This is a genomic window from Dawidia cretensis (assembly GCF_018598175.1).
Classification (GTDB): domain Bacteria; phylum Bacteroidota; class Bacteroidia; order Cytophagales; family Cyclobacteriaceae; genus Ohtaekwangia; species Ohtaekwangia cretensis.
The window spans coordinates 810454-822507 of record NZ_JAHESE010000001.1; the positions used below are offsets into that span (position 1 = coordinate 810454).

At 50.3% G+C, this 12054-nt stretch carries 9 protein-coding genes; 7 read left to right on the forward strand and 2 right to left on the reverse strand.

Annotated elements, in window-relative coordinates:
• Positions 1-16: 16 nt before the first annotated feature.
• The gene (locus tag KK062_RS03555) at positions 17-874 is read right to left on the reverse strand and encodes a WD40/YVTN/BNR-like repeat-containing protein (protein ID WP_254082854.1); all 858 of its coding nucleotides are present in this window, start codon (positions 872-874) and stop codon (positions 17-19) included.
• A 151-nt stretch (positions 875-1025) separates the two neighbouring features.
• On the opposite strand from KK062_RS03555, the gene KK062_RS03560 reads away from it, so the two are divergent.
• From KK062_RS03560 to KK062_RS03590, 7 genes are all read left to right on the forward strand, one after another.
• Complete coding sequence (locus KK062_RS03560) at positions 1026-1931, forward strand: winged helix-turn-helix domain-containing protein (RefSeq protein ID WP_254082855.1); 906 nt, start codon at positions 1026-1028, stop codon at positions 1929-1931.
• A gap of 41 nt (positions 1932-1972) precedes the next feature.
• Entirely contained in the window at positions 1973-3760 is a 1788-nt protein-coding gene (locus tag KK062_RS03565; protein ID WP_254082856.1) for a DUF885 domain-containing protein, read from the forward strand.
• A 41-nt stretch (positions 3761-3801) separates the two neighbouring features.
• A complete protein-coding gene (locus tag KK062_RS03570; protein ID WP_254082857.1) occupies positions 3802-5439 on the forward strand; it encodes a M28 family peptidase in 1638 nt (545 codons plus the stop codon).
• A gap of 79 nt (positions 5440-5518) precedes the next feature.
• Positions 5519-6382, forward strand: a complete 864-nt coding sequence (locus KK062_RS03575; protein ID WP_254082858.1) for a hypothetical protein — start codon at positions 5519-5521, stop codon at positions 6380-6382.
• The gene (locus KK062_RS03580; protein WP_254082859.1) at positions 6355-6714 is read left to right on the forward strand and encodes a hypothetical protein; all 360 of its coding nucleotides are present in this window, start codon (positions 6355-6357) and stop codon (positions 6712-6714) included. Before KK062_RS03575 ends, KK062_RS03580 begins: the two co-directional genes overlap by 28 nt.
• A 172-nt stretch (positions 6715-6886) precedes the next feature.
• The gene (locus KK062_RS03585; protein ID WP_254082860.1) at positions 6887-7087 is read left to right on the forward strand and encodes a hypothetical protein; all 201 of its coding nucleotides are present in this window, start codon (positions 6887-6889) and stop codon (positions 7085-7087) included.
• Between the two features lie 404 nt (positions 7088-7491).
• Positions 7492-11523 (forward strand): T9SS type B sorting domain-containing protein, encoded by a 4032-nt coding sequence (locus KK062_RS03590; RefSeq protein WP_254082861.1) that lies wholly within the window; start codon positions 7492-7494, stop codon positions 11521-11523.
• Positions 11524-11544: 21 nt separating this feature from the next.
• On the opposite strand, the gene KK062_RS03595 is transcribed toward KK062_RS03590, so the two are convergent.
• Positions 11545-12033 carry a hypothetical protein gene (locus KK062_RS03595; RefSeq protein ID WP_254082862.1) on the reverse strand — a complete coding sequence of 163 codons (489 nt, stop codon included), beginning with the start codon at positions 12031-12033 and terminating at the stop codon, positions 11545-11547.
• Between the last annotated feature and the right edge of the window lie 21 nt (positions 12034-12054).

Sequence of the window (12054 nt, forward strand, 5' to 3'; positions counted from 1 at the left end):
TCTGCTACTTTTATTTTCAGCACCCGTCGTTCTTGCGGGCGACTAATATTCCAAACGGCGTTACGAGTATATTGTTGAACGACATATCAGCGGGAAGGCCGATGTTTCGGAACGGCCGATTTTCACGTAGGGAACGGAAAACGTTTTTCCACGGTGTCAGCGAAACGGGAGGGCTTGCAGGTGTGATGCGGAAAGTATTCTCCTCGCTCGGAGAAACTTTTACACTGTCGGCGCCAGGAGCAGACAGCGCATTTTCTACCCACGACCGATCCCACGACTCGCCACGATCTTCGGAACGCAATGTGCCGAGATTTGTGCTGGCAAACAGTATGCCGCCCGCTTCTCTAAAATTGTTGACCCGCATGTTTCCGGTAACAAGTGTCCACGACATTCCCTCGTTGCTGGACGCATAGATTCCCTTGTCTGTACCGGCAAACAGTGTGTTATCCTGTGCGTGGAAACAATGTATGTTCGTGGTGTTGAGCCCGGTACTGGCCTCTTTCCATGAATTTCCATGATCGCGCGACGAAAAAACGCCCTTTCCAAAGCTCCCGATAAAAAGAATGTCGCTATGATCGGCAATGGATGAGGCTAAAATGTCTTTCGGTAAACCATGGCCAGTGCGATCCCACGATTTTCCATCGAACGATTTGAAAACGCCATAATTTAAGGTGGTTATCACTATTGTATTATTCCGGGTTACTACCCACGAGCTAATATTGGCATCGTTCGGGAGACCCGTGCTGGCAGGTTTCCAGGTTTCACCCTGGTCCGTTGTTAAAAACACGCCTGTCTCGTTTTTTGGCGGTTGACAAAAGCCGGTTGTGCCAAGCACAAGTGCGGCAAAAAGGATATTGATACGTTTCGCTTTCATACGGTTTGTTTTGTATAGCCAAACTTATCCACGCACGGTACCTTCTTTGTAAAACGCATGTAAAATGATGTTAATGAAATGTAAAACCTTCTAAACGCGTCTATTAAGCCCGTATCTTTGTTTTCTTGTTTCTCGTTAACATCGTAAAAGCATGGTGTACCTCCGTTCCATTAAACGATATCGTCCTTTTCTTGTCATTGTCCTTGTCGTGTTGGCAGGGCTTTTGATCTTTCAACTGCTCTACCTTATCCGGCGGCCCGTAAGCGTGGCGCCTTCCGCTGCAACGATCAATTTGGCACTGCGAAGCGTGAGTGATAAACTTCTGACCAGCGAAAGGCGGTTCACCCAACGCATCAGGCCCGTGAAGCAACTTTCGCTCAGCACATACCGCGTACAATTAGATGCGCCGATTTCCTACTATGTCCTGGACTCACTGGTTAAAACAGAATTTCGATCCCACGCCATACTGGCGCCTTTCGAATTGGCAGTATACGATCACCGGTTTGATTCATTGTTGTTCGGCAATCTATACGCTGACGGGATTCGTTCGGAAGGCACGCCGGTTTGCCTGGGGCGTGAGCAGATACGTGTTCCGATGGATTTCACGGCTAAGTTCTATGAACATACAACGGAGGCTGCTACCATGGCCGATGCGTGGTGGCTTGTGCTGTTGAACGGCCTATTGATCACGGGAGTAGCCTATTGCCTGATGCTTACCAATAGAAAAGAAGAAAAATCCGTTGTTACGGATGCGTCGCAGGTATACGCCCTGGGCTCCCTCGCCTATGATTTTGCCAATCAGCAGATCACGTCTAAAGCTGGTGTGGTGGAGCTTACCTACAAGGAAGCAAAGCTGCTGAAATTATTCTGTGTAAATCAGAACCAGGTCATTTCGCGCGATGCCATCCAGAAAGCGATCTGGGAAGATGAAGGCTATTTCGTGGGCCGGAGCATGGATGTGTTTATTTCAAGGCTCCGGAAATTACTGCGGGAAGATCCGGCTGTATCCATTGTCACGATTCACGGCGTTGGTTATAAACTTTCTGTCAGCTCTTAGTAAATGTTATCTTTAGAGAGATAAACCCCCCATCTCTCCGCATGTCTACCCGGTCATTCGTTTTTTTATTCTTCCTTTTTACAGGTCTGCAGGTCGTGGCCCAAAAATCCGAAGGTTCCCTGCAACTCAAATCCATCGCGGCGCACTATTATGCTGATTATCTCGCGCTCAACCCTTCGGTTGCCACGTCACGTGGCACACCGGGATATGGTGATAAAATGGAGATCAATATCAGTGACGGCTATCTTCGGGATGCCCTGCTTCTAAATCGCCGTTACCTGGATTCCTTGCAGCGAATGGATGTAAACACCTTGCCGGAAGCGGATAGGCTTACCATGCAGATACTTCGGTTTTTACTGCAGCGCGACCTTGATGGCCTGCAGCGCAACATTACCACCTCGTGCATGGCACTCAGGCCGGTGGATCAGTTTGTCTTCAGTTTCCCCACCAGCTTTGCCACCGGGGCATCGGGTACCGGCTCCATACCCTTTCGCTCAGTCCGCCACTATGACGATTTCCTGAAGCGTTTACCCATTTTTGCACAATGGATAGATGTTGCCATCAAAAACATGAATGAAGGCATCCGCCAGGGCAACACCTCGCCGCAGGCCGCGATGAAGAAAGTGCCGGAACAATTAAAACCGCTGTTCGAGACGGAGACCACGCAGCATATTTTTTACAAACCTATTCTCGCCTTGCCTGACAGCTTCAGCCGCGAAAATAAACAGCGACTGACAAAAGAGTATACCCACGCGATTGACAATATCGTAAAGCCGGCGTACAAAAAGCTCCACGACTACTTTGTCAAGACCTATATTCCAAAGGCCAGAACTACCTCCGGCCTATTGGACAACGCCGGAGGCAAAGAAGAATACCGGTACTGGCTGCGCTACTGGAATACGCAGGACCTCGATCCGGATTCGGTGTTCGCGTACGGGCTTTCCGAGGTTGCCAGAGTTCGCCGGGGCATGGATTCCATCAAGACTGTTACGGGGTTTAAGGGCGACTTGCCCGCTTTCTTTGAGTATGTAAAGACCGACAAAAAGTTCTTCCCCTTCACCTCCGAACAAGAGGTACTGGATCGCTTTCGAAGTTTCCAAAACAAGATGGCGCCGTCACTGAACAGGATGTTTAGCCTGACACCGAAATCAGCCTTCGAAATACGCGCCACGGAGAAATTCAGGCAGTCGGGCGCCAACGCGCAATATGTGCGGCCTGCACGCGATGGTTCACGGCCCGGGGTTTTCTATGAGGTAATATCCGATGCGCTGAAGTATAATGTGGTAGGTATGGAGACCTTGTTTCTGCACGAGGCTATACCGGGCCATCACTTCCAGGTAGCGCTGCAGCAAGAGATGACTCTACCGGAGTTTCGTGGCTCGGCCTTTTTTGCCGCATTCTCGGAGGGCTGGGGCCTGTACGCGGAAACACTCGGCCTTGAGCTCGGAATGTACTCCGATCCCTATCAATACCTGGGGCGACTCAACGCGGACATGGAACGTTCCGTGAGACTGGTGGTAGACGTGGGCATACACCACAAAGGATGGACCCGCGAAAAAGCGATTGAATACATCCTGGCAAACCAGCCAGTGACACCCGAAGTGGCGGCGCAACGCATAGAACGCTATATGGTCATTCCGGGGCAGGCGCTGAGCTATAAAATCGGTGAGCGAAAGATTCTTTTCTTACGGAAGCTGGCGCAACAACGGCTGGGCAAGGCATTTGATATCCGGGAATTTCATGTGCAAATACTGAAAGATGGCGCCATGCCGCTCGATATTCTGGATCAGAAGGTCAGAGCATGGATAGATTCTAAGATCAAAAAATAATCCGTTTAAAGAACTATCTTGAGTGTTCATTTATTCATTGCATGAAATTACCCTCTACTATACTCGCCATTTTCCTATGCTTGTTTTTCTTCCGGGCGTCATCACAAGACATACAGCTTACTAAAAAAGCGCGACATGCCCTGGAGCAGGTCGATAGTAATGCTATAAAGAAGGACATCACGTATCTCGCAGACGATAAGCTCAAAGGCCGCCTACCAGGCGAACCTGGTTATCAGATGGCGATCGACTATGTAGTAGATCAATTCAAGAAAATTGGCCTGTCGCCGGCCGGTGAAAGTGGAGGTTATACGCAGAAACTTATCTTACGTAAGGCCACCATTAACTATCAATCGACCGTTGTCCTACTAAAAGACAAATCGGGCAATATGGATAGCCTCCTTCCCGGAAAAGATATTTTTATCGCACCCCACGCCTTGCAACAATCGGTCGCAGTCGAGGCGCCATTAGTATTTGCCGGATATGGATTGGATATTCCCGGCAAATATTCGGATTACGACGGCCTGGATGTGAAGGGCAAGATTGTTGTGGTGATAGGAGGAACACCGTCTGTCCTTGCCTTGCCTTCTACCCTGGATGCGCACTTTGCTAACATCGGTTCCAAAGTAAATATCGCCGTGTCGAAGGGAGCGATCGGCCTGCTGGTGGTTTACTTGCGTGCCGGGGTGCCGCCCAGCACCGGCACAATAACGGTTGCCATGGATCCGGAAAAGACCGTCGCGTACAGCCGTGGTTCCAATAGTGAACTGCGTGTAGTAGGTCGCTTGCCGCGAGCGGTATTGCAGCGTTTATTTATGAACTCTGAGAGAAACTTTACGCAAACAATAGCAGACATCGGTCAGGCGAAGGCCTCATCTTTCGCTTTTACGAATTCTGTTTCCGTTCAATATGCCAGCAGTTTTACGGATATTGAGAGCTACAATCTTGTCGGTAAGATTGACGGTGGCGATGTTCGATTGAAGTCGGAATATGTCGTGCATACCGCGCACCTGGACCACGTGGGCGTGGGCCGGATTGTCAAGGGAGATTCCATTTACAATGGTGCACACGACAATGCTTCTGGCGTAGCATCGCTCCTGGAAATAGCCCGGACCTATAAACGCATGGGCAGCAAACCGCGTCGTTCGATATTAATAGTAATGGTCACGGGAGAGGAAATGGGCCTATTGGGGTCGGCTTATTTTGCCGGTCATCCTACCGTGCCAAAGAGACAAATTGTCGCTGATGTCAATACCGATATGCCTACGCTCATCTTTCCGCTATTGTCGATAGCTCCACTGGGCGCCGCCCATTCCAGCCTGCAAAAAGATGTGGCATTCGCGGCCCATGAGCTTGGTATTGAAGTACAGGAAGACCCCATGCCGGAGGAAGTCCGCTTTATCCGCAGTGATCAATACAGCTTTGTATTGCAGGGCATTCCAGCCCTGCATGTTAAATATGGCACGAAGGGCAGTAGTCCCGGGCTGGATATCGTAGCGCTCACAAAAAAGTGGCGTGACGAGAATTACCATAAACCTTCTGATGAGGTAGGCAGCCGCTTCGATTATCCGGCGGCCAGGAAATACGTACAGCTTAATTTCCTGATTAGCTACTCTGTGGCACAGACTACTGCCCGACCCACCTGGAATGCGGGTGACTATTTTGAAGTGTTGGGGAAATAATTTATTTACAATCAAAAGAACGATGCTCCGTAAAACAAGCCCCCTATCCTGGTTCCATGTCATGACTATCAGCGCATGTATGATGACACTAGTCGTATTTACATCGTGTAGCGACGACGACAGTCCCGGCGAGCCGCAAGATGACACCTTACTCACCATTGAGGTACCCGCCGACGCCCTGAAACGCGACGGTTCCCGAGGGTTTATATTCCTTTCCGATGAAAACGGCAAGACAATCGTTACTCACGAGTATACTGCCGGAGAATCGATCACCCTGGAAGCGTCTGAATTTATCGGCGACGAATTCTATGTGACCGAAGTGTACATTGACGCAGACGACCAGGACCTGAGAACTTTCAGCAAAGTAAAGCGTGGCAAATGGGTACTGACCCCGGCCGACGATGGTGAAGATGAGGCCGCCGGCGACGCAAGCGTAAGCTTTACCGATGCCCTGCCGGGTGTTTCCTATCAGGTCACCTCGAACGGCGACTATAGCGTTGTTAGCGACAACGCTGCGTTAACCGCCTCCCTACGTTTACGTAAAAACCCCAGCAAGCTTTTCATAACACGCGCAGAAGATGACGTATATCCGACACATTATGCGCTTATTCCGGGGATCAGCGCAGGCGCTGGTAATACAGCCATAAGCCTGGGACTGGTGTCCAATGCGTTGACCGTCGTATCCAAAGACATCAGTAGCGAGTATACGGACGGCGAGTTGACTGTTGTCGGCCTCGTGGCCGAAAACCAATACGACGACCGGTACATTGTGTGTCAGTCTGACGTGATTGATGGCAAGATCGAATACCGCTACCCCGGTACAGCATTTCGGGCCTATTTTCCACGACATATTTCTCTACAGACGAAGGTCACATCTACGACAATGCGAACAAAGGTCTTCCGGATGTTACACCCTTGGCTGCGGACGTTGATGTTGTACTGACCGACAAAAAAGTGACGGGCTCCGTGACTGGCAACACGGTAGATGTCGTCGTCGTTTCTTACCAGACAGCAGACCGCCAGTGGAATCTCTACGGCCCGAAAGGACAGCTGACTATGGCACTCCCGGAGACTCCATCCGTGATCAACGCGCTTCTCACAGGCAATTTTTCCAACCCCAGGATTTCGATTTCGGCATTAGACCTCGGTACAATTGATGGTTACGATGGTTTGCAAGAGTACATCAAAAAATCAACCACCGGTTTATTCGAGATATACGAATTCTATTATCCCTACAAGCGCATGTACGTGCCGTTAGCGACGGGAGCAGACTGACGGAAACCTCACGAGCATGCACAAACTTCAGGATAAAAATGTTAGTCAAGGGATGAGTGCCTCCTTTTTGTGGGCCCACAGAGCCGTTTTCTTGAATTTAACTGAATTACTTACCCTTTAATTCTTTTGCATTAAAGGGCCTGTATCTTTGCTTTGGAATTACGGTTGAATCATGAGAAAAGTGTCTCTCTTTGCTGTTTTGATTGTGCTTGTCCTCTCATCGTGCGGTACTAGTAAAGTTCCGCCAGGCCAGGCGAAAAAAGTAACGAATCCACCTCCCGGGCAGATGAAAAAGGCTACCGGTAGCAAGTCTGCTGCACCGTATGCGCCAGGTCAACAGAAGAACAAATCGAAGGGGAAGAAGAAGGGGTAAGGGCTACGGTTGACCCTCGGTAAAATGTGCTATAGTATATAGCAACATCAGTTCCTTCTGTAGATTGGTGTTTCATCAAGGCTGTTTATTTCTGACGCTCACAGCGAACGGCGGTAACTATCTCGTTCAGTTGACGCCAGCGGATGGAACATTTATTGGCGGGATGATCGTGAAGTCAACGGGCGGAACATATCCCCCGATATTTGATGGTAGCCGCATGTATTTGCTGGACCAGACGTCGCAGTTGCTGATGTACGAGAAGGGATGTTAAGTTCGATGCAGCGCTGATAATCTATTTGGACTCTTTATCCTGCCCAGTTCTTATTGTGAACTGCTAAAAAGGCACAGGCGATTCCTCCCATGCGCTATTTTTTGTATATTTCAGGTTCGTACGCCAACCTACTATGTCACCTGTTCTACCGTTGCTGCGATGCATCCTCTGCGCGGCCCTTGTCTCGTGTTCCCTGGCCACATTTCCACAGTGCTGGGTAAACCCCAAAAAACTGGTGCCGACCAAGGCATTCAATACATCCGAGCGATTTGGTCAATCCGTTGATTACGAAGATAATATTGCCGTGGTGGGCGCGCCCGGGAGTGATACACTCCGATCATCATCGGGTGTGGTATATGTTTTTGAATTTAAAAATGGCAACTGGGAAAAGATCGCATCGCTCACCGCCTCGGATCACCGGGAGTATCAAAATTTCGGCAACCAGGTTCTGATTCAGGACGACAGGATTTTCGTGGCAGATCCTGGTAGAAACAACGGGGGTGGAAACATTGGAGCGGTGTATATTTATGAAAAACCACCCACGGGCTGGCACGACATGGTGGAAACTTCCACGCTTACTCCCGTGCATCCCTATACCTACCGCTTTGCCGCTTCGATGGATATATTCGGGAATAAGCTTTTGGTCGGAGCTCCCGCCACCGTCAATGAAAATAATGTTAATGCCGGGGCAGCATTCCTTTTTGAGTTGCAGGGAAACAGCTGGACGCAAATCGCCACGTTCAAAACACCACACACACGGGCTTCGACATTCGGGAGTAATGTAGCCATTGCCGAAAATATGGCCGTGGTAGTAGCTGATGAAGAGGTACGCTCCGCGAACTATACAGCGATTGGAGCGACCTATGTTTTTGAAAAAAGCGCCGGCACTGCCTGGGTGGATACATATCCCGTGGCACGGCTGACGGAAAGTTCTGGGCAAGAGTCGATCGCCTATCTCGGCCATGGACTGTGCATTGATGAATCGCGGAGCACCATTTTTGTGTCTCAAATAATCTGGGGGCCAACCAGTGGAAGCCGAGGTATAGAAGTTTATCAAAAACCTGCTACCGGTTGGGCAGACATGACAGCGTCACAGGTGTACCTTGGATCAGGAACGTCGCAGGCGTTTTACCAGACGCTGCGGTTCGATGAGCCTTATCTGTATTCTGGCGGCGGCCCGCAGGTAGAAATATTTACACCCGACACAAATGATGAATGGACCCTGGCCGCTCCTGTAGGGACACTATCGAATACAGATTTTCACCTGCAAAAACAATTTGGTTGGAATCTTTGCGCCGCCAACGGCCACGTGCTCGTGTCCGCGCCCTCTCAGGTAACGCAGGACCGCGACACACCGATCGTTCCGGCCGAACCAGCAGTCTATGAATTTGTTCGGCCGGCAGCCGGCTGGCCAGCGGGCGTTAATTTCGATACGCATTCCTTTCTCTATATGCCAACAACGGCCACCGATTACTTCTTTGGATACGACATAGACATCGATGGAGATATTGCTATTGTAGCATCTCCCTACGACAATGTCAACCGAACAGGTGCGGGCGCGGTATACGTGTATCGGCTGGAGAATTACCAATGGAAAAAGATTGCCATACTGACACAGTCGGATGGCGAACCTTATGATGGTTTTGGGCGAAGCATATCGATCAGTGGTGATTACATTGCCATAGGGTCTTCCGGAAAGAGCTATCGCGATGAAACCGGTAAGATCGTCGATTTTGATCTGGGTGCCGTCTATATATTCAAAAGGCCTACCTCCGGCTGGGCAAACATGCACGAGTCCTATAAGATTATACACAGCGAAGGAAAAATCGACTATTGGGAGGTCGGCAATGACAGCGAAGATGATTACTTCGGCCTGGAAGTTGAGCTCGCCTATCCCTACCTGGCGGTTGGTCGTTATGAGGAAAACTCCCGTCCCAACACAGGATCGGTTTTTATATTCAACCTCACCGACGATAATGCCGTGCTCGAAGCAACGCTCAACCCTTCATTTCGCGATAATGTCAATAATTTCGGTACATCGATTTGTATCCGCGACAGCGTGATCGCGATATCCGGTGGTTCTACCCGCGGCTGGATGTTTGATAGAAACTATGTTTTCATGTATACAAAAGCCGGCGCCCGGTGGAAGGATGCGACGGAAACAGGCATACTGATGCCTTCCGACAATGGCAGCACCGGTTACCTGCCCGGTATTTCTTTTGGCGAAAGCCTCGATATGACAGACGATGGATCTGAAATCATTGTCGGCGCGCCCGGCTGGTTCGACGGCACGATTTTCAATACGGTAGAGTATTTCAAGGGAGCAGCCTACATTTTCGAAAAACCGCAGAACGGATGGACCGGCCTGATCTACGAAAAGGCAAAGCTTACCGTACCGAACCAGGTCGCTTACGCGTGCATGGGCGTGTCTGTTCATATCGAAGACCGCTACGCCATCGTCGGCGCCCCGCAGAACTATTGGACTACCAACGGATCGGCGAACCCGGGACCGGGCAAGGTATATTTCTATCAGAAACCGGCGGATGGCTGGAAGTATAAATTGCCGGATGCTACGATCCAGGGTGATGAATCCGGATCGGCCCTGTCCGACTATTTCGGATCATCGGTAGAGAGTGTGTCGGGATATGTCATGATCGGGGCCATTGCCGATGATAATCAGAACAGCGTTGATGCAGGGTCGGTGTATGTATATACTGAGTATCCCTTCCTCAACCCGCTGCACGGTGTGGTGTGTGAAAACGAAGTCGCTATACAGCTTACCGCTACGCCCCCGGGAGGTGTGTGGGAGGGTCCTGGTTTCGCCAATTCATCCGACGGTATTTTTGATCCTTCTTTGGCTGGAATGGGGCCGCATACGATACGCTATACAGTAGACGGATGCAGCGCAGCGAATACGTTGCTGATTAACGTGGCGGAAGTTGCCGACCCGATGGCCCTTATCGGACGCGACAGCCTGTACTTTTGCGGCAATCCAACGGTGCGACTCGAGACACCACAACGCGATAAATTTGGCTACGCCTGGTCTTACAGCGAAGATGGTGGTCCCTCTACCGATCTGGCCAAAAATACCGCCGCTATAGATGCTGACGAGCCAGGATACTATACAGTAGACGTAACCGGCAGCTGCGCGGCGGCCTCCGGTACCGTTTGGGTAGGCGACCTCTACCCTCAAGGCGGAAACGATTTTTCGGTATGTGTCGGCGATGATCCTTACCAGCTCACGGGCAATTACCCGTTGGGAACCTGGTCTGGACCTGGCGTATCACCTTCCGGGTTGTTCGATCCGAAAAAGGCAAGTCCAGGTGTGCACACGTTTTACTATGCCGTCACTCCATTGCCAGGCTGTGAATACAAAGACCTCGTAGAAGCGAGTGTCTCCTCCTTGCCGACCATCGCCATTGAACCAGACAATGTCGGCTCATTTTGCTACAAAGGAACAACGCTATTAACGGTGCCCGCCGTGCCGCATGCACAATATACCTGGTTCTTTGGCACCGGCCCCGACGATCTGGTGGCCGCAGAGAGTAAGAGCCCGCAACTTCTTGCGGACGCCTTCGGTTTTTACAGCGTAGCGGTATCAGAAGGTGCGTGCTCTACGACGGCTACTTATCAGCTTGCCGCTCCTCCCTTCCGGCCTCAGGTTGCTCCGGCATTCGACTCTATTTCATTTTGTGCCGACCGGCCCCTTCATCTCACGGCAGAGGCGATTCCCGGCGCGCGCTATAGTTGGTTCAGCTATGTAAATAGTTCGCCCGAGATCATTCGGGAAAGCATAGGATCATTTTCGGAGGCAATTCAAGAATCGGGGACATTCAAGCTGCAAATCGAGAGTCATGGTTGCTCATTCGAAAGCACGGAGCTGGTAGCCTGGAAGATTCCCGGTGACAGTATATTTGTGCCAAACGTTTTCAGCCCCAACGGTGATCAATGGAACGATAGCTTTGAAATCTATGCCGAAGGTGTAGACCAGTATTACCTCCGTGTGCTCAATCGTTATGGGGAAGAAATCTGGTCGGGAAACAATGGAAGCCCCCCCTGGAATGCCGCCGACACAAGCTCCGGCGTATATTTCTGGGTCCTCTCTTACAAATCGCCGTGCAGTTCGGGTAAACAATACAAGGGCTGGGTGCAAGTGCTCAAATAATCGCAAGCACGATCCAAAATGTTACTTAACTTTCAGATCCACTTCGGCTGTCAGTTCGTTTTCAGGTTTTATCTTGTCCCATACCCGTATTTTTACATGATACGTTTCACCGGAAACCATGGGTTGGGCAACGGTAACGATGCTGCGTAGAGACGAAGCATCGGCAGGGGAATAGCCTTCTTTTCCTTCGGAAAACAAATCTGCTTCGCTGATCACGGCGACGCCAGCTTTATCCGTCACAGTCATTGCCATCCCCGGAAAAGCCTTTCCATTCTTCAATTCGTAGTTGGAAAGGCCTTCTACAAGGATTGTAACCTGCGAATTCAGCACTACCTGATTGTTGTCCATGTCAGCGTTGTCGGGGCCGACCAGTATTACACGTTCGGCTCTGAATCCGTTATAGGAATATGATAATCCAGTAGTGAGGTCTGTGTTTGTGCCTACGCTAAAATTACAAGCACTGCATAGCGATGCGACACCCATAAGTAGTGAGTAAAAGTTTTTTCTCATCAGGGTTTACGTTTTGAAGAA

What these genes read in the sequence shown, in the direction of transcription:
- KK062_RS03560 (WP_254082855.1), top strand. Translation starts at nt 1,026, where the DNA reads ATGGTGTACCTCCGTTCCATTAAACGATATCGTCCTTTTCTTGTCATT.
- KK062_RS03555 (WP_254082854.1), bottom strand. Translation starts at nt 874, where the DNA reads ATGAAAGCGAAACGTATCAATATCCTTTTTGCCGCACTTGTGCTTGGC.
- KK062_RS03585 (WP_254082860.1), top strand. Translation starts at nt 6,887, where the DNA reads ATGAGAAAAGTGTCTCTCTTTGCTGTTTTGATTGTGCTTGTCCTCTCA.
- KK062_RS03565 (WP_254082856.1), top strand. Translation starts at nt 1,973, where the DNA reads ATGTCTACCCGGTCATTCGTTTTTTTATTCTTCCTTTTTACAGGTCTG.
- KK062_RS03575 (WP_254082858.1), top strand. Translation starts at nt 5,519, where the DNA reads ATGATGACACTAGTCGTATTTACATCGTGTAGCGACGACGACAGTCCC.
- KK062_RS03595 (WP_254082862.1), bottom strand. Translation starts at nt 12,033, where the DNA reads ATGAGAAAAAACTTTTACTCACTACTTATGGGTGTCGCATCGCTATGC.
- KK062_RS03570 (WP_254082857.1), top strand. Translation starts at nt 3,802, where the DNA reads ATGAAATTACCCTCTACTATACTCGCCATTTTCCTATGCTTGTTTTTC.
- KK062_RS03590 (WP_254082861.1), top strand. Translation starts at nt 7,492, where the DNA reads ATGTCACCTGTTCTACCGTTGCTGCGATGCATCCTCTGCGCGGCCCTT.